Consider the following 18,955-nt stretch of genomic DNA (forward strand, 5'->3'; position numbering starts at 1 on the left):
GCGGTTGCTTCCTTCGGCCCAGCGGGCCGGGCGCTACGGCAGCAGTTCGGACAGCGGTGCGTCCGGGGTGGCGACGGCCGCGGTCAGCAGCGTGATCAGGGACGCCGCCATCCCTTCGACCGTCTCCCGCTCGAAGAGGTCCGTGTTGTATTCCACGAAGCCGGTGAGGCCCTCGGGCGTGCCCTGCGCGGTCCGCTGTTCGGTGAGGCCGATGGAGAGGTCGAAGTGGGCCACGTGCAGGTCCACCGGTTCGGGGCGGGCGTGGTTGCCGCCGAGGGTGAAGTGGCGTTCGGGGGCGTTGTCGAGGGTGAGGAGGGTCTGGAAGAGGGGGTGGCGGGAGGTGGAACGGGCCGGGTTGAGGGCCTCCACGAGCTGTTCGAAGGGGAGGTCCTGGTGGGCCCAGGCCGCGAGGTCGGTGTCGCGGACGCGGGCGAGGAGGTCGCGGAAGGCGGGGTCGCCGGAGGTGTCCGTACGCAGTACGAGGGTGTTGACGAAGAAGCCGACGAGGTCGTCCAGGGCCTGGTCGGTGCGGCCGGCGATGGGGCTGCCGACGGGGATGTCGGTACCGGCGCCGAGGTGGGTGAGCAGAGCGGACAGGCCGGCCTGGACGACCATGTAGAGGCTGGTGCCGGTGTCGCCGGCCAGGGCGTGCAGGCCCTGGTGGAGGCCGGCGGGGAGGTGCAGGGGGAACATGTCGCCGCGGTAGGTGGTGACCTCCGGGCGGGGGCGGTCGAGGGGCAGGGGGATTTCGGCGGGGAGGCCCGCCAGCTGGGCGCGCCAGAAGTCCAGTTGGCGGTTGTAGGTGCTGTCGGGGTCGGCCGGGTCGCCGAGGAAGTCCTGCTGCCACAGGGTGTGGTCGGCGTACTGGACGGGCAGCGGCGACCACTGCGGGTCCTCCCCCGCGCCGCGGGCGTCGTAGGCGGCGGCGAGGTCGCGGGAGAGCGGGGCCATGGACCAGCCGTCGCCCGCGATGTGGTGCAGGAGCAGCAGCAGGACGTGCTCGTCCGGGCCCAGCGGGAAGAGCGTGGCGCGCAGGGGGTGTTCGGTGGTGATGTCGAAGGAGTGGGTGGCGGCCTCGTGGAGGTCGGCGGCCAGGTCTCCGGGGGTGGTCTCGACGACCGTCAGCAGGTCGCGGCCGGAGTCCGGAGGCAGGATGATCTGCTGGGCGGCCCTGGCCCTGCGGGGGAAGACCGTGCGCAGGCTCTCGTGCCGGGCGACGAGGTCGCCGATGGCGGCCCGCAGCGCCTCGTGGTCGAGTTTGCCGGAGAAGCGCAGGGCGAGCGGGATGTTGTAGGTGGGGCTGGGGCCTTCGAGGCGGTGCAGGAACCAGAGGCGGCGCTGGGCGTAGGAGAGGGGTACGGCCTCGGGGCGTACGGCGGGCTTCACCGGCGGGCGGGCCTGGGCGGTGGCGGAGTCGATGCGCTGGACGAGGGCCGCGACGGTGGGGGCCTCGAAGAGGGCGCCGATGGGCAGTTCGACGTTCAGGGCGGTGCGGATACGGCTGATCAGGCGGGTCGCCATCAGGGAGTGGCCGCCGAGGACGAAGAAGCTGTCGTCGATGCCGACGCGGGGGACGCGCAGCACGTCGGCGTACAGCTCGCAGAGGATCTCTTCCTTCGGGGAGCGGGGTCCGCGTCCGCCGAGTTCGGAGCGGGGGTCGGGGGCGGGCAGGGCCTTGCGGTCCACCTTGCCGTTCGGGGTGAGCGGCATGGTGTCGAGGGCCACGATGGCGGACGGCACCATGTAGGCGGGCAGCCGGTCGCGCAGGTGGCGGCGCAGGGCGGTGGAGTCGAAGGCTTCCCTGGAGACGGGGACGAGGTGGGCGACCAGGCGTGCGTCGCCCGGGGTGATCTCGCGCAGGCTGACGGTGGCCTGGGCGACGGCGGGGTGGGCGTCCAGGACGGTCTCGATCTCGCCGAGTTCGATGCGGAAGCCGCGCATCTTGACCTGGGAGTCGGCGCGGCCGGCGTACTCCAGCCGGCCTTCGGGGGTCCAGCGGACCAGGTCGCCGGTGCGGTACATCCGGGCGCCGGGCGCGCCGAAGGGGTCGGCGACGAAGCGTTCGGCGGTGAGGCCGGGGCGGTTCAGGTAGCCGCGGGCGGGTCCGGTGCCGCCCACGTACAGTTCGCCGGTCACCGAGGGGGCGACGGGGCGCAGGGCGCTGTCGAGGACGTAGACGCGCATGTTGTCCATGGGGCGGCCGATGGGGACCGTTCCGGCGATCCGCTGGGGTGCCCGCATGGCGTGGTACGTCGCGGACATGGTGACCTCGGTGGGCCCGTAGACGTTGAACACCCTGGTGTCGGGGCAGGCGTTGAGGATCTTCTGCACGGCGGACGGGGAGGCCGCCTCGCCGCCCGTCCAGACCTGCCGTACGCCCGCGAGCGCGCCGGGGCACTCCTCGGCGAGCAGGTTGAACAGGGCGGTGGTGAGCAGGACCGCGGTGATGCGGTGGGTGGTGAGCAGGTCGCGGTAGTCGTCGGGGGTGAGGTCGCCGGGCGGGGCCATGACCAGGTGGCCGCCGTTGAGGAGCGGGACCCACAGGTCGAAGGTGGAGGCGTCGAAGGCGGTGGAGGCGTGGCCGAGGACGGTGTGCCGGGCGCCGTCCGGTTCGTCCGCGCCCCAGCAGTGGTCGGCGGCCAGGGCCACCACGTCGCCCTGGGTGACGGCGATGCCCTTGGGGGTGCCGGTCGAGCCGGAGGTGTACATGACGTACGCGACGGAGTCGGCGTACGCCGTCGGCCCGGCGAGGTCCGTACCCGGCAGGTCCGCCAGCGCCTCCGGGCAGGCGTCGACGGCCAGGGCCGGGACGCCGGGGAGGTAGGCGGAGGCCGGCAGGTCCTGCCGGGTGAGGACGACGACGGCTTCGGTCTCGGCCGCGATCAGCCGCATCCGGGCGGCCGGGTAGCGCCGGTCGAGCGGTACGTACACGCCGCCCGCCTTGAGGACGGCGAGGATCGCGACGACCAGGTCGGCGGAGCGGTCCAGGAGGACGGCGACGCGGCTCTCGGCGCCGACGCCGTGGGCCGTGGCCAGGTGCCGGGCGAGGCGGTTGGCGCGGGCGTTCAGCCCGGCGTAGGTGAGGGTCTCGCCGTCGGCGGTGAGAGCCGGCGCGTCCGGGGTTTCGGCCGCCCTGGCCTGGAACGCCTCCGCGAGGGAGGTGCGCCGCAGGGGCCGGTCGGTGGCGTTGACCTCGCCGAGCAGCAGGGCCCGCTCGTCGGCGGTCAGCACGTCGAGGTGGGCGAGCGACTGGTCGGGGTCGGCGGTCACCGCGTCGAGCAGGGCGACGAGCCGGGCGGCCAGCGCCTCGACCGTACGCCGGTCGAAGAGGTCGGTGCTGTACTCGATCGCGCCGTCCATGCCGGGCCGTTCGCCGTGTGCGCCGCGCCGTTCGGTCAGGAAGACGGACAGGTCGAAGCGGGAGGCGTCGACGTGCACGGGCTCGGTGTGGGCGGCGTGGCCGCCGAGGGTGAACTCGCCTTCGGGCGCGTTGTCGAGGGTGAGCATGGTCTGGAAGAGGGAGTTGCGGGCCGCCGAGCGGACCGGGTTGAGGGCCTCGACGAGCTGCTCGAAGGGCAGGTCCTGGTGGGCCCAGCCGGTGAGGGCGGTGCTGCGGACGCGCTGGAGCAGTGCGCGGAAGGTGGGGTCGCCGGAGGTGTCCGTACGCAGCACGAGGGTGTTGACGAAGAAGCCGATGTGGTCGTCGAGGGCCTGGTCGGTGCGGCCCGCGACGGGGCTGCCGAGCGGGATGTCGGTCCCGGCGCCGAGCCGGGTGAAGAGCGTGGCCAGGCCCGCCTGGAGCACCATGTAGAGGCTGGTGCCGGTCTCGCCCGCGAGGGTGTGCAGGCGCTGGTGGAGTGCGGCGGGGATCTCCCAGGTGATCGAGTCGCCGCGGAAGGAGGCGCGCTGCGGCCGCGGGCGGTCGAAGGGCAGGGCGATCTCTTCCGGGATGCCCTTCAGCTGTTCGCGCCAGTAGGCGGTCTGGCGTCCGTAGACGCTGTCGGGGTCCTCGGGGTCGCCGAGGAAGTCCCGCTGCCAGAGGGTGTAGTCGGCGTACTGGACGGGCAGCGGCGTCCACTGCGGGGCCCGCCCGGCGCGGCGCGCGTCGTACGCCGTCGCCACGTCGCGGGACAGCGGTGCCATCGACCAGCCGTCACCGGCGACGTGGTGGAGCAGCAGGAGCAGGACGTTCTCGTCCGGTCCGGCGCGGAAGAGTTTGACCCGCAGCGGCAGGTCGGCGGTCAGGTCGAAGCGGTGCCGGGCGCCTTCCTTGAGGAGTGCGCGGAACGCCTCCGGGTCGTCGGGGACGTCCTCGGTGACGCTGAGGATGTCGAAGGCGTCCGGGTCGGTGGCCGGGTCGAGGACGACCTGCTGCGGGGTGCCGCCGGTCTCGCGGAAGACCGTGCGCAGGCTCTCGTGCCGGGCGAGCAGGTCGCCGAGGGCCGCGCGGAGCGCGTCCTCGTCCACGGGTCCGGCGATGCGCAGCATGAGGGGGATGTTGTAGGTGGGGCTGGGGCCTTCGAGGCGGTACTGGAACCACAGGCGCCGCTGGGCGTACGACAGCGGCAGGATCTCGGGGCGCGGCACGGGCCGCAGGGCACCGCGGGTGCGCGCGGTGGACAGACCGAGGCGTTCCACCAGGGCTTCGACGGTGGGGGCCTCGAAGAGGGCGGCGACGGGCAGTTCCACGCCGAGTACGGCGCGGATGCGGCTGACCAGGCGGGTGGCGAGCAGCGAGTGGCCGCCGAGGGCGAAGAAGCTGTCGTCGATGCCGACGTTCGTGACGCCGAGGAGGTCGGCGTACAGCTCGCACAGGATCTCCTCCTGCGGCGAGCGCGGTGCCCGGCCGCCCGCGTCGGCGCCGGTGCGGGCCGGGTCGGGGGCGGGCAGCGCCTTGCGGTCGACCTTGCCGTTGGGTGTCAGCGGCAGGGCGTCGAGCACCGTGATGACGGACGGCACCAGGTATTCGGGCAGCCGGGCGAGCAGGTCGCGCCGGAGGTCGGCGGCGAGGGTCTGCCGGGCGGCGTCCTCGGCGGGCACGACGTAGCCGGTCAGGCGGAGGTCGCCGGTGCGGTCCGGGCGGGCCGCCACGGCGGCCTGCCGCACCGCCGGGTGGGCGCCGAGCGCCTGCTCGACCTCGCCCGGTTCGATGCGGTGGCCGCGTACCTTGACCTGGTCGTCGACGCGGCCGACGAACTCCATCTCGCCGTCGCTCCGGCGCCGTACGAGGTCGCCGGTGCGGTACATCCGCGCGCCCGCCGGGCCGAACGGGCAGGCCACGAAGCGCTCCGCGGTCAGCCCGGAGCGCCCGAGGTAGCCGCGGGCCAGGCCGGAGCCCGCGAGGTAGAGCTCTCCCGCGCCGCCGTCCGGCACCGGCCGCAGCAGCGCGTCGAGCACGAACAGCCGTACGTCGCCGATCGGCGCGCCCAGAGCGGGCAGCGTCCGGCCGGACAGCGGCTCGCCGGCCGTGGCGCACACGGTGGCTTCGGTCGGGCCGTACGCGTTGACCATGCGGCGGCCCGGCGACCAACGTTCGACCAGGTCGGCGGGGCACGCCTCGCCCGCCACCACCAGCGAGACGACGCCGGGCAGCGTCGACTGCGGCGGCAGGGCGGCCAGGACCGACGGCGGCAGGGTGACGTGGGTGACGCGCTGCGCGGCGAGCAGTTCCTCCAGTCCAGCGCCGGGCAGCAGCCGCTCCCCCGGTGCCATGACCAGGGTGGCGCCCGCCAGCCACGTCACGCACATCTCGGAGACCGACGCGTCGAAGCTGGGCGAGGCGAACTGCAGGACGCGGCTGTCCCCCGTCACCGCGAACCGTCCGGCCTGTGCGGCCGCCAGCGCGGCGAGGCCGGTGTGGGACACCACGACGCCCTTCGGCATGCCCGTCGAGCCGGAGGTGTGGATCACGTACGCCGGGTGGGCCGGACGCAGCGCGGTCGCGGGGTCGGTGTCCGGGTACGCGGACAGGTCCCGGCGCATCGCCGCGTCGTCCAGGACGAGGACGGGCGCGGTGTCGGCCAGGACGAAGGCGCGCCGTTCGGCGGGGTAGTCCGGGTCGACGGGTACGTAAGCGCCGCCCGCCTTCACGACGGCGAGCAGCGCCACCGCCAGCTCCGCCGAGCGCGGCAGCGCCACGGCCACCAGCGCCTCCGGGCCCACGCCCTGGCCGGTGAGCCAGTGCGCCAGGCGGTTGGCGCGCGCGTTCAGCTCGCCGTACGACAGTGACTCGTCCTCGAAGACCAGCGCCGTGGCGTCGGGAGTACGCGCCACCTGCTCGGCGAACAGCGCGGGCAGCGTGCTGTGCGGCACCGCCGGGCGGTCGGCCGCCGCGTCCCGCCGCAGCCGCGCGTGCTCCTCGGTGGTCAGCACGTCGAGGTGGGCGAGGGGCACGTCCGGGGTGGCGACGGCCGTCCGCAGTACGCGGACCAGCCGGCCGGCGAGCGTCGCGACCGTGGAGCGGTCGAACAGGTCGGTGCTGAACTCGACGAAGCCGTCCAGGCCGCGCGGTTCGCCCTGCGGGCCCTGGCGCTCCCAGAGGCTGAAGAAGAGGTCGTACTTCGCGGTGCCGGTGCTGATCAGTTCGGGGCGGGTGCGGACGCCGAGCCGGTCGAAGCCGCCCTCGGGGGCGTTCTGGACGGCGGCGACCACCTGGAACAGGGGCTGGCGGCCCGCGGACCGCACCGGGTTGAGGGCCTCGACGAGCTGCTCGAAGGGCAGGTCCTGGTGGGACCAGGCGGCCAGGTCGGTGTCGCGGACGCGGCGCAGCAGGTCGCGGAAGGTCGGGTTGCCGGAGGTGTCCGTCCGCAGGACGAGGGTGTTGACGAAGAAGCCCACCAGGTCGTCCAGGGCCTGGTCGGTGCGGCCCGCGACGGGGCTGCCGAGGGGGATGTCGGTACCGGCACCGAGGCGGGTGAGCAGGGCCGCCAGGCCCGCCTGCACGATCATGAACAGGCTGGTGCCGGTGTCGCGTGCCAGGGCGTGCAGGCTCGCGTGCAGACCGGCGGGCAGCTCCAGTTCGAGCGCGTCGCCCCGGTAGGTCGCGCGGCGCGGGCGCGGGCGGTCGTAAGGGAGCGCGATCTCCTCGGGGATGCCGGTCAGCTGCCGCGTCCAATAGGCGAGTTCCCGCGCTTGGACACTGGCCGCGTCGTGCGGGTCGCCGAGGACGTCGCGCTGCCAGAGGGTGTAGTCGGCGTACTGGACGGGCAGCGGGGCCCACTGCGGCGCCATACCCTGGCGCCGCGCGTCGTACGCCGCCGCCAGGTCGCGCGAGAGCGGCGCCGACGACCAGCCGTCCCCCGCGATGTGGTGCAGCACCAGCAGCAGTACGTGCTCGTCGGGGCCGGTCTCGAACAGCGTCGCGCGCAGCGGCAGTTCGGCGGCGATGTCGAAGGCGTGCCGGGTGGCCTCGCGGACCAGCCGCCGTACATCGCCGGGGCCCGTCCGGACCACGGAGAACACGGACGGCAGGCCGGACAGCTCGCCGGGGCCGAGGACGACCTGGCGCGGAGTGCCGGTGGCGGTCTCGTGGAAGACCGTGCGCAGGCTCTCGTGCCGGGCGAGCAGGTCGTCCAGCGCGGCGCGCAGCGCGTCGTGGTCCAGTGCGCCGGACAGGTGCAGCGCGAGCGGGACGTTGTAGGTGGCGCTCGGGCCCTCCAGCCGGTGCAGGAACCACAGGCGGTGCTGGGCGTACGACAGCGGCAGCGCGTCGGGGCGCGGGAGCGGGCGCAGGGCCGGGCGGCCCCCGGAGGCGGCGGCGTCGACGTGCCCGGCGAGCGCGGCGACCGTGGGCGCCTCGAACACGGCGGTGATCGGCAGTTCGACGTCCAGAGCGGTGCGGATGCGGCCGATCAGGCGGGTGGCGAGCAGCGAGTGGCCGCCCAGGGTGAAGAAGTTGTCGTCGATGCCGACCTGCGGCACGCCGAGGATGTCGGCGTACAGCTCGCACAGCACGCCCTCGCGCGGGGTGCGCGGCGCCCGGCCCCCGGCCTCGGCGCCGAGGTGGGCCAGGTCGGGCGCGGGCAGCGCGGCGCGGTCGACCTTGCCGTTGGGCGTCAGGGGCAGGGTGTCCAGCGCGACGAGGGCGGACGGGACGAGGTGGGCGGGCAGCCGGTCGCGCAGGTGCCGGTGGAGGGCGGTGACCAGGGCGGCGGTGGTCAGGGCGGCGCCGGGGTCGGTGGTGTGGTCCGCGAGGGGGCCGGTGAGGTCGCCGGCCGGGCGGCAGAGGCCGACGGGGACCGCTGACGCCAGGTCCGCCTCCGGTGCGAACAGCACGTCGTACTGCCCTTCGGGGCTGTCGGGCGCCCAGGTGACGGCCGTCCACAGGCCGAGGCGGGCGCCCAGTCCGGTGAGCTGCTCCGGTTCGGCTCCGGCGTCGGTGCCGGTGGCGGCGTCGGTGGCGGCCAGCCGGGAGCGGGCTTCGGTGACCGGCAGACCCGCCGTGACGGCGGCCTCCGCCGCCGCCTCGCCCGCCAGGCGCGGGTTGGGCACTCCGGTCAGGCGCAGCCGCTGTCCGGGCCGGGCGCGCAGGGCCTGTTCGAGGGTGGTCTCGTCGGTGACGTCCCGGCCCCAGGCCAGACTCGGTACGTCGGCGAAGGAGACCGTACGGGCGGGCCGCTTGTGCAGGACGGCGTCGTAGCGGTGGCGGGTCAGCTCGTTGTGGTGGCGGGTGCCCTTGAGCTGGAGGGCGGTGCCCGTCACGTCCGGCAGCACGGCGGGCAGTGCGGCGAAGAAGTCCGGGTCGACCAGGAGTTCCTTCTCCAGCCGCACGCTCTGGTCGATCGCCGCGCCGAGGGCGTCCGGCCCGGTGTCCGTTCCGGTGCGGTGCAGTTCGACGGCCGTACGGAAGAGCCGCAGCAGGCGCCGGTTGCGGAGGTCGCCGACGAAGACCCGGCCGCCGGGGGCCAGCAGGTCCACGGCGCGGCGCAGGACGCGCAGGAAGTAGGCGGCGTTGGGGAAGTACTGGGTGACCGAGTTGATCACGATGGTGTCGAAGTGGCCGGCGGGCAGGCCGTCGGTCACGTCGGCGGGCCGGCAGCTCAGTTCGACCTTGCCGGCCAGCTCCGGCACGGCGGCGACCTGGCGGCGCAGCCGTTCGACGGCCGGGGCCGAGAAGTCCGCTCCCCAGTACGCCTCGCAGGCGGGCGCCACCTGCGACAGCAGCAGGCCGCTGCCGACACCCATCTCCAGCACGCGGCGCGGCTTCAGCGCGAGGATGCGCCGTACGGTCTCGGCGCGCCAGTCGCGCATCTCCCCGACGGGGATCGGGCTGCCGTCGTAGCTGCTGTTCCAGCCGCTGAAGTCCTCGCCGAACGGCGGCTCGTCGGCCTGTGCCTTGGCCTCGTCCGCGTAGACCAGGTCGTGCATCTCCTGCCACTCGCCGACCTGGTGCGCGTCGGCCCCGGCGTCCGGCACGGGGCCGTCGGAGGGGACGACGTAGCCGACCAGGCGTACGTCGCCGGGCCGGTCCTCGCGGGCGGCGACCACGGCCTGGCCGACCGCCGGGTGCGCGCCGAGCACCTGCTCGACCTCGCCGGGTTCGACGCGGTGGCCGCGCACCTTGACCTGGTCGTCGGCGCGGCCGACGAACTCCGGCTCGCCGTCGCCGCGGCGGCGCACCAGGTCGCCCGTGCGGTACATGCGCGTGCCCGCCGGTCCGAAGGGGCAGGCCACGAAGCGCTCCGCGGTCAGCGCGGCGCGTCCGAGGTAACCGCGGGCCAGCCCGGTGCCGGTGACGTACAGCTCGCCGGTGCCGCCGTCCGGCACGGGCCGCAGCGACGCGTCGAGCACGTACAGGCACACGTCGGCGATCGGTGTGCCGAGCGACGGCGCCACTCGGCCGGACAGCGGTGCGCCGACCGACGCGCACACCGTGGTCTCCGTCGGGCCGTACGCGTTGACCAGGCGACGGCCGGCCGACCAGCGTTCGACGACGTCCGGCGGGCAGGCTTCGCCCGCCACCGTCAGCGCGGTGATCTGCGGCAGGGTGGTGTGCGGCGGGAGGGCGGCCAGCACGGACGGCGGCAGGGTGGCGTGGGTGACGCGCTGCTCGGCGACCAGTTCCGCCAGGCCCGCGCCGGGCAGCAGGCGCGCGGCGGGCGCCATGACGAGGGCGGCGCCGGTCAGCCAGGCGACGCCGATCTCCGCGACGGACGCGTCGAAGCTGGGCGAGGCGAACTGCAGGATGCGGCTCTCCCCCGTCACCGCGAACCGCTCGGCGTGCGCGGCCGCCAGCCCGGCGAGGCCCGCGTGGGAGACGACGACGCCCTTGGGCACGCCGGTCGAGCCGGAGGTGTGGATGACGTAGGCGGCGTGGCCGGGGGTGAGGCTCACCGCGGGGGCGGCCGCGGGGTGGCCGGACAGGTCGCGGGGCAGCGTGTCCTCGTCCAGGACGAGGACGGGGGACGTGTCGTCGAGGAGGAAGGCGCGGCGTGTCTGCGGGTACTCCGGGTCGACGGGTACGTACGCGCCGCCCGCCTTGAGGACGGCGAGCAGCGCCACGGCCAGCTCCACCGAGCGCGGCAGGACCAGCGCCACGCGGGCCTCCGGGCCCACGCCCTGCCCGGTGAGCCAGTGCGCCAGGCGGTTGGCCCGCGCGTCCAGTTCGCGGTACGAGAGGGACTCGTCCTCGAAGACCAGTGCCGTGGCGTCGGGGGTGCGTGCCACCTGCCGGGCGAAGAGTTCTGGGAAGGGCGCGGCGGAAACCGCCGCCTGCGTCATGTCGTTCACTGGTCCTCCACTCGTCGGCCGACGCCTGGAGCGGGCCGTTCAAAAGGTGCGAAAGCGCTGATGGGGGCGGCTTGCCCGGGGCGTGGCCGCACTGGAAAGGTGATCTCCATGACGGGGACGGGCGGACCGCCGCTGGCGGTGGTGGCGGGTACGGACGAGGTGCTCGGCCGTGTTCCGGCGTACGAGCGGCTGCTCACCGGCGTGGAGCGGCGGCGCGCGGACGCGTTCCTGGCCCCGGCTCCGCGGGCCGACTTCATCGCCGCGCACGTACTGGTGCGGCTCTGTGCCGCCCGGCTGCTGGACCGGCCGGCGGACTCCCTCGTACTGGAGCAGCGCTGCCCCGGCTGCGGCTCCGACGAGCACGGCAGGCCGGGCCTCGCCGGGCTGCCGCAGGTGTACGTGAGCCTGTCGCACACGACGGGCGTGGTGGCCGCCGTGGCGGGCCACGGGCCGGTCGGCGTGGACGTGGAGCGGCGGACGCTGCCGGACAGCGTGCGGGGCGCGGCGGGCCGGGTACTGAGCGCGGCCGAGCGGTCGGCGATGCGCGAACACGCCGACCCGGACGCGTACTTCCTGCGCCAGTGGGTCCGCAAGGAGTGCTTCGTCAAGCTGGGCAGGACCACACTGGGCGGGCTGGCCGCCCTGGACCTCGCGGGCCTGCCCGACAGGAGCGACGGCCCGGCCCGCCACGGCGACCTGTACGTGCTCGACCGCACGGACGCGCGCCGGGACGCCGTCGCGGCCGTGGTGAGCACGGTGCGTCCCCGCATCGGCGCGGCGGTCCCGCACACCGATCCGGAGCACCGTGCCGACCTGGAGGGCCGGAGCACCTGACCGCCGCCCCTCACGCCAGCAGCTCGGCGAGCCGCTGACGGTTCAGCTTGCCGTTGTCGTTGTGCGGCAGTTCCTCCAGCCGCCGGATGCGGCGCGGCACCATGTGCAGCGGGACGTGCTGGCGCAGCCAGTGGCTGAACTCGTGCGCGCGCATCTCCTTGCCCAGGTAGGCGGCCAGCAGGCGCACCTCGTCCTTGACCTTGACGACGACCACGGCCGCCTCGCTCACCTCGGGGTGGCGCCGCATCGCGGCCTCCACCTCGCCCAGCTCCACCCGGTGCCCCATGATCTTGACCTGGTTGTCCAGCCGGCCGCGGTGCACCAGCCGGCCGTCCTCCCGGCGGACCCGGTCACCGGTGCGGTACCAGTGGCCGCGGGTGAGCGGTCCGGTGCCGTCGTACGGGACGGCGGGCGCGCCGGGCTCGTACCGGACGAACCGTCCGGCGTTGTCGGCCGGGTCCAGGTAGCCGTCGAAGCGCTGGGCGCCGCGCACGCACAGTTCCCCGTCGTCGCAGGGCTGCCCCTCCTCGTCGAGGAGGACCGCTTCCATGTGCGGGTAGGGCTGCCCGATGGGCACCGTGCCGTTGGCGCTGCCCGGGGCGGCCCCGCCGTCGGCGATCTCGTGGTCAGTGCAGGTGATGGTCAGTTCGGTCGGCCCGTACAGGTTGTGGATACGGCTGCCGGGCGCGACCTCGTGCCAGCGCGCGGTCAGCTGCGCGGTGACCGGCTCCGCGCTGAAGCAGCTGTGGCGCAGGGTGGTGACCTGCCCGAGCGGCAGGTTGCCGTAGCGCTCGGCGGTGGTGACCAGCGACGGTACGGAGAACCAGTGGGTGAGGCGGCGGCGCACCACGTAGTCCACGGGCCGGTACAGCTCGTCCTTGTCCGGTACGACGACGGTGGCGCCGGCCCCCCACGCGACGAACAGGTCGTACACGGACGGGTCGAAGGTCAGGCCGAAGGTCTGCGACATCCGGCAGCCGGGGCCCGCCTCGTAGCGGGCGATGTTGTACGCCACGTACGGGGAGACGTTGCGGTGCCGGATCGGCACCCCCTTGGGGCGGCCGGTCGAGCCGGACGTGAAGAGCAGGTACGCCTCGCCCTCCGGGTCGCCGGGGTGCGCGGGCAGGGCGTCGGCGGAGGGCTCCGGGAAGCCGTCCCCGTCCGCCGGTACGACGGTCACCACCGGCCGGAAGTCCCCGGGCAGCCCGGTGAACGTGTCGCGGTGCTCCTCGCCGACGAGGACGGCACCGACCCCGGCGCGGCGCGCGATGTCGAGGTTGCGGGGCAGCGGGTGGTCGGCGTTGAGGGGGACGGCGGAGGAGCCGAGGCGCTGTACGGCGAGGTACGCCACGTACGCGGCGACCGTCCGGGAGGCGACCAGCGCGATCCGGGCGGGCGGGCGCGCGGGGCCGTCACCGGCGGGCTGCTCTTCGAGGACGCGGGCCGCCAGGGCCAGCGTCCTGCGGTGCAGTTCGCCGTAGGTCAGGGTCTGTTCGCCCAGTTCGAGGGCCGGGGCGTTTGGCCACCGGCGGGCGGAATCGGCGAACCACTGGTAGAGGGTGCGGTCTTTCAAGACGGGCTCCACGGGGACGGGCTCGGCGGGAGGAGGAGAGAGGGTCGGTGCGGGGTGCCGCTCGCGGCGGGCGGGCGGCTCACGGGGCGGCTTCCGCCGGGGCGTCGTCCGGGGCCGCGGCACGCTGCTGCTGCGCCGCGCCCATCCGCACCACCGGGCGGGCGACCAGCGCGAACAGCAGCAGCACAGCGGCTCCGGCGGCCAGGTACGGGACGTTGACCTCGACCAGCTTGGCGAGCGCGCCGCCCGCCAGCGCGCCCAGCGGGATGGTGCCGGTGCCGATCAGCCGGTAGACGCCGTTGAGTCGGCCCAGCTGATCGGGCGGGGTGGTGGCCTGGCGGAAGGAGACGGTCAGCGCCTGGTACACGGCGGCGCCGAGCGCCATGACGGCGAAGCCCGTGGCCGCGACGGCCGCGTGCCGCACCAGGCCGGTCAGCAGCATCGCGGCGCCCATCAGGACCATCCCGCCGAGCGCGGCGGGGAACGTCCCGAAGCGGGCGGCCAGCCGCGCGTTGAGCAGTCCGCCGACGATGCCGCCGAGCGCGCCGACGGCCAGGAACACGCCGAAGGCGGCTTCCGACAGGCCCAGCCAGCGCACGACGTAGAGGACTTCGAGCGTTCCGGTGACGCCCATGAAGAAGTTCAGCGCGCCGAGCATGCCCGCGAGGGTGGCCAGCAGCCGGTCGGTACGGAGCAGGCGTACGCCGTCCAGGATCATGGTGCGCCAGCGCGGCGCGGCGCCCGGCGCCACGGGTCCGGCGGACGGGGCGGGAAAGCGCGGGAGGGTGACCAGCAGGGCCACGCCGAGCAGGAACGACACCCCGTCGATCAGGAACGGCAGGCCCGCACCGGCGACGAAGGCGAGGCTGCCGAGCGGCTGCCCGGCGGAGTCGCGGAAGATCAGCTGGGCCACGTGGAGGCGCCCGTTGGCGGCGGCGAGCCGGGAGGTGTCCACCACCATCGGCAGGTACGACTGGGACGCGACGATGTGCACCGTCTCGCCCAGCCCGAGCACCGCCGCCACCGCGCAGACCACCGGCAGGCTCACCACGCCGGTGGCCACCGTCAGCGTGAGGACCAGGACGGCGGCGGCGCGCAGCAGGTCGACGCCGATGAGCAGCGCGCGCCGGTCGGCCAGGTCCGCCCAGACGCCGGCCAGCGGCGACAGGAGCAGCGGCAGCCAGTTGGCGACCGTCACCAGGGAGATCAGCAGCGGGTCGGTGGTGAGCGAGAGGGCGAGCAGCGGCAGGGCGGTCAGCCGTACGCCGTCGCCCAGCGCGGAGACGGCGGTGGACGCCCACAGCCGCCCGAAGGCGCCCCGGCCGGGGCGCGCCGCGGCCCCGCCGGTCATGCCCACGGTCGGTCGGCGCCGTCGCCGGACCACAGGGCGGGTCCGGACGCGGTCAGGGTCGTGGGGGCGGCCTGCCGCTGCGGGACCAGGTGCAGGCGCTGGACGTCCGCCGGGGCTCCGGCGGCGGGCTCACTGCCGTCCTGGCAGGCGCAGGGCTTGGAGCCGAAGCCCGCGAACCGGTACGCGACCTCCATGATCCGGTTGCGTTCGGTGCGCCGGAAGTCGGCCTCCAGGTGCACCCCGGCCCGGGTGGCCTGGTCGGCGATCCAGCGCAGCACCTGCGTACCGATGCCGAAGTTGACCACCCGGCAGGAGGTGGCGAGCAGCTTCAGGCGCCAGCGGCCCGGCTGCCGCTCCAGCAGGGCCACGCCGACCGCGCCGTGTGAGCCGAAGCGGTCCTCGACGGTCGTGATCAGCACCTCGTGGTCCGGGTCGGTGAGCAGGGCGCGCAGGTCGGCGTCCGAGTAGTGCACGCCGGTGGCGTTCATCTGGCTGGTGCGCAGGGTCAGTTCCTCGACGCGCGCGAGGTCGTCCTCGTGGGCGCGGGCGATGCGCATCCGCATGTCCAGGGTGCGCAGGAAGTCCTCGTCCGGGCCGTTGAAGTCGCTCTGGGCGGCCTCCCGCCGGAACTTCTCCTGGTACATGGCCCGGCGGCGGCGGGCGTCGGTGGTGACGGTGGGCGCGAAGTCGGGCAGGTCCGGCAGGCCGGCCGCCTCCGGGGCGTCGTAGCAGCGTACGTCCGGCAGGTGGTAGGCGACCTCGGCGCGCTCGGTGTGCTGATCGTCGATGAACGCGAGGGTGTCCTGCGCGAAGTTCAGCTGCTCGGCGACGGCGCGTACGGCGTCGGACTTGCGGCCCCAGCCGATGTGCGGCAGGACGAAGTACCCGGCGACGCCGAGGCTCTCCAGCCGGGGCCAGGCGTCGTCGTACTCGTTGCGGCTGGCCACCGACTGGAGGATGCCGCGCTCGTCGAGGGCCTTCAGCGTCTCCAGGACGCCGGGGCGCAGGGCCAGTTCGTCGTTCTCCAGCAGGGTGCCCTGCCACAGGGTGTTGTCCAGGTCCCAGACCAGGCACTTCACCGCGGGACGTACGGCTGCCTGCGCCGCGTCCGTGGAAGTCCCGGTCTCCGCCGTCTCGGTGCCCGCCATGCCGGTCATACCTCCCAGAGGGTCACGGCCCAGGCCGCGACGGGGCTGTTGTTCAGGACGAGGACGAGGTCGCCGGGCGCCAGTTCGCCGCGGGCCAGCAGCCGGTCCAGGTTGAGCACCACGTCCATGGCGCCGGTGTGCCCGTACGCCTGGAGGTGCTCGGCGCACACGGGGTGGACGGGCAGGCCGAGCAGGGTCTCGTAGAACTGGAAGGCCGGCGCGGTGACGTTCTGCATGAGGGTGGCGGCGACCTGCTGCCGTCTTACGCCCGCGTCATCCAGCACCTGACCGACCATGCGCTTGAGATGCTGCTGGCTGTGCAGGGCCAGTTCGAAGCGGTAGCGGTCGGCGGAGCTGACCTCCTCGTGCCACTCGTACCAGGGGGCGCTTTTGTAGTCGACCTGGAGGAGGTCGTGGAACCTGCCGTCGGTGTGCTGGCGGTGGGCGCGCAGCACCGGGCGGCCGCCGCGCACCAGGGTCATGGCGAAGGCGCCGTCGCCGACGACGGTGACCGGGTGGCGTACCCGGTCCAGCGCGACCGGGCGGCTGGCGTGCGCGATCATGACGGACTGCCGGGACGGGTCGGCGACGAGCAGGTCCCTGGCCAGGGCCCAGGCCGAGCTGGAGCCCGTACAGCCCAGGCCGTCCAGGACGAAGGAGAACGACGGGGTGAGCCCGGCCTCGTGCGCGACGTGGCCGGAGCCGGAGCCGAGCAGCACTTCGGGGGCGCGGGCGCCGACCACCACCAGGACGTCGGGGTCCGGGGCCGCCGGGTCCTTCTCGCGCAGTTCGCGTACGGCTCGGGCGGCGAGTCCGGCGGCCGTCGCCCCGTCGTCGAACCGGCCGACCGTGCGGATACCGCAGTCGCGGGCGAACTCGGCTTCCTCGCGCGGCAGTTGGCCGAATTCGTCCAGCTTCTCGACGGGTGTCAGCTCGTCGGGAAGGAGGCAGTGCACGGCCCCCACCCCGACGGCCGTGTCCGTGCTGCCGCCCGTGTCCGTCGTCGTCATCCCCGGCCCGTCCGTACGTGGTCCGCGAGGAGCAGCTGGCTGATCTCAGTGCTGCCCTCGATGATCTCCATGAGTTTGGCGTCGCGGTAGGCCCGCGCCACCGGGTGGCCGTCGCGTGCCCCGTGGGAGGCCAGCACCTGGACGGCCGTGGCGGCGCCCTTGGTGGCTTCCCTGGAGGCGACGTACTTGGCGACGACGGCCTGGGTGCCCAGCTCCGGCCGGTTGCCGTCCCAGCAGGCGCTGGCGTGCTCGCAGCACCGCAGGGCGATCTGCTCGGAGACGGCCAGTTCGGCCAGGTGCCGGGCGACCAGCTGGTGGTCGGCGAGCGGCTTGCCGAACTGCTCCCGGGTCCGCGTGTGCGCCGCCGTGCTGTCCAGGCAGGCGCGCAGGATTCCGGCGCAGCCCCAGGCGACCGAGAGCCGGCCGTAGGTCAGCGCGGCGGTGGCGAGCAGGGCGACCGGCAGGCCGGCGCCGGACAGCAGGTGCCCGGCCGGTACGCGGACGTCGTCGAGGTGCACGTCGGCGTGGCCGGCGGCCCGGCAGCCCATCGGGTCCGGCACCCGCTCGATCCGGACGCCCGGGGCGTCGGCGGGTACGACCACCACGGCCGCGCCGGAACCGTACGTCCCGAAGACCACGAGCAGGCCCGCGTAGGCGGCGCCGGTCACCCAGACCTTCGCGCCGCTGACGTGCACGGTGTCGCCGCCGCGGCGGATCTCCGTGCGCATCGCGGACAGGTCGCTGCCCGCGCCGCTCTCGGAGAACGCGACACCGGCCGTCTCTCCCCCGGTGAGCCGGGGCAGGAACGTATCGCGCTGTGCCGCGGTGCCGAAGCGCTGCACGGTCCAGGCGGCCATGCCCTGCGAGGTCATCAGCGACCGCAGGGAGCCGCACAGGGACCCGGCGTGTGCGGTCAGTTCGCCGTTGGCCCGGCTGTCCAGGCCCAGGCCGCCGTGTTCCGTGGCGACCTGCGCGCACAGCAGTCCGCGCCGGGACGCCTCCCGTACCGTCTCCGCGGGAATCCGCCCGGCCAGGTCCCACTCCTCGGCGCGGTCGCCGACGAGTTCACCGAGCGCGGTGGCGGCGTCCGAGGTCGCCTGCGCCGTCACCGCCCTGCCGCTCCTTCGCCGCGCAGCCGCCGGACCAGCGCGGTGATGGCGGGCACGGTACGGAAGTTGTCCAGGGTGAGGTCGTCGCCCTCGACGGTGATCTGGAACTCCTGCTCGACGTGCTGGAGCAGTTCCAGGGAGAACAGTGAGGAGAACGCCCCGGAGGCGAACAGGTCCTGGTCCACGGCCCAGTCGCCGCCGGTGCGGGAACCCAGGAACGCCACCAGGCGCTGCTGTACGTCGTCCCCGGCGCCGGGTCCGGTCGCCGCGTCGGCCTGGTTGTCGACGGTGGTCATGCGCGCGTTCCTCCGTAGGAGTAGAAGCCGTTACCGGTCTTGTGGCCGAAGTCGCCGGCCCGCACCTTGTCCAGGAGCAGGCCGCAGGCGACGTATCCCTCGTCGCCGGTGCGGTCGTGCAGCACCTTGAGGGTGTCGACGATGTTGTCCAGGCCGATCAGGTCCGCGGTGGCCAGCGGCCCCGTACGGTGCCCGAAGCAGCCGGTGAAGACGCGGTCCACGGACTCGGCGGAGGCGCGTCCCTCGGCGACCAGCCGGGCCGCGTCGTTGATCACCCGCATCAGGATGCGGTTGGAGACGAAGCCGGGGCCGTCGCCGACGACGATCGCCTCCCGGTCCAGGGCGCCCAGCAGCCGGTCCAGCGCCGCCATCGCCGCGTCGCCGGTGCGCGGGCCGCGGATCACCTCGACCGCCCTGATCAGGTAGGGCGGGTTCATGAAGTGGGTGCCGACGACGTCGTGCGGGTGCTGGGTGTAGCCCGCCAGCTCGTCGACCGGTACGGCCGAGGTGTTGGAGGCGATCAGCGTGCCGGGGCGGACCGCGGCGGAGATGGCGCCGAGCGCCTCGGCCTTGGCGTCGGTGGTCTCGGTGACCGCCTCGATGACGGCCGCCGCGGTGCCGAGCTGCTCGTACGAGGTGCTCAGGGTCAGCTCGCCGTCCGGGCCCTTGGGCAGCTTGCCCAGCAGCCGGGCGTGCCGCAGCTGCTGGCGCACCGCGCCGCGGGCGCGCTCCAGCTGCGCCTCGGACACGTCGGTCAGCAGCACCGGAAGGCCGCGGCCCACGGCGAGCGTGGCCAGCGCGGTGCCCATGACCCCGGCGCCGACGACGGCCAGCCGGCCGTCGCCCCATCCGTCGTCCATCGTCGTCCCGTCTGTCGTCACATCGGTGGTCCCGTCGGTGGTCACT

At 74.4% G+C, this 18,955-nt stretch carries 9 protein-coding genes; 1 reads left to right on the forward strand and 8 read right to left on the reverse strand.

All coding sequences use genetic code 11. The features are described 5' to 3' along the window. Positions 1–33: 33 nt before the first annotated feature. Complete coding sequence (locus A6A06_RS01915) at positions 34–10,728, reverse strand: non-ribosomal peptide synthetase (RefSeq protein ID WP_073758123.1); 10,695 nt, start codon at positions 10,726–10,728, stop codon at positions 34–36. Between the two features lie 108 nt (positions 10,729–10,836). On the opposite strand from A6A06_RS01915, the gene A6A06_RS01920 reads away from it, so the two are divergent. Next, a complete protein-coding gene (locus tag A6A06_RS01920) occupies positions 10,837–11,562 on the forward strand; it encodes a 4'-phosphopantetheinyl transferase family protein (RefSeq protein WP_073758125.1) in 726 nt (241 codons plus the stop codon). A 10-nt stretch (positions 11,563–11,572) separates the two neighbouring features. Here A6A06_RS01920 and A6A06_RS01925 read toward each other — a convergent pair whose 3' ends face one another. The 7 genes from A6A06_RS01925 to A6A06_RS01955 form a co-directional block, all read right to left on the reverse strand. Continuing rightward, complete coding sequence (locus A6A06_RS01925; protein WP_073759658.1) at positions 11,573–13,135, reverse strand: amino acid adenylation domain-containing protein; 1,563 nt, start codon at positions 13,133–13,135, stop codon at positions 11,573–11,575. Positions 13,136–13,214: 79 nt separating this feature from the next. Continuing rightward, positions 13,215–14,486: an MFS transporter gene (locus A6A06_RS01930; RefSeq protein WP_073759663.1), complete on the reverse strand. Its 1,272-nt coding sequence runs from the start codon at positions 14,484–14,486 to the stop codon at positions 13,215–13,217. Beyond that, positions 14,483–15,643 carry an HAD-IIIC family phosphatase gene (locus tag A6A06_RS01935; protein WP_079193736.1) on the reverse strand — a complete coding sequence of 387 codons (1,161 nt, stop codon included), beginning with the start codon at positions 15,641–15,643 and terminating at the stop codon, positions 14,483–14,485. The genes A6A06_RS01930 and A6A06_RS01935 overlap by 4 nt, the downstream gene beginning before the upstream one ends. After that, positions 15,640–16,644 (reverse strand): 3-oxoacyl-[acyl-carrier-protein] synthase III C-terminal domain-containing protein, encoded by a 1,005-nt coding sequence (locus A6A06_RS01940; RefSeq protein WP_073758127.1) that lies wholly within the window; start codon positions 16,642–16,644, stop codon positions 15,640–15,642. Before A6A06_RS01940 ends, A6A06_RS01935 begins: the two co-directional genes overlap by 4 nt. Next, positions 16,641–17,753, reverse strand: a complete 1,113-nt coding sequence (locus tag A6A06_RS01945) for an acyl-CoA dehydrogenase family protein (RefSeq protein WP_073758129.1) — start codon at positions 17,751–17,753, stop codon at positions 16,641–16,643. Before A6A06_RS01945 ends, A6A06_RS01940 begins: the two co-directional genes overlap by 4 nt. Further along, positions 17,750–18,049: an acyl carrier protein gene (locus A6A06_RS01950; protein WP_073758131.1), complete on the reverse strand. Its 300-nt coding sequence runs from the start codon at positions 18,047–18,049 to the stop codon at positions 17,750–17,752. Before A6A06_RS01950 ends, A6A06_RS01945 begins: the two co-directional genes overlap by 4 nt. Next, positions 18,046–18,954 carry a 3-hydroxyacyl-CoA dehydrogenase family protein gene (locus A6A06_RS01955; RefSeq protein WP_242440524.1) on the reverse strand — a complete coding sequence of 303 codons (909 nt, stop codon included), beginning with the start codon at positions 18,952–18,954 and terminating at the stop codon, positions 18,046–18,048. The genes A6A06_RS01950 and A6A06_RS01955 overlap by 4 nt, the downstream gene beginning before the upstream one ends. Position 18,955: the final 1 nt, after the last annotated feature.

This window comes from Streptomyces sp. CB02923 (genome assembly GCF_001905005.1).
Classification (GTDB): Bacteria; Actinomycetota; Actinomycetes; order Streptomycetales; family Streptomycetaceae; genus Streptomyces.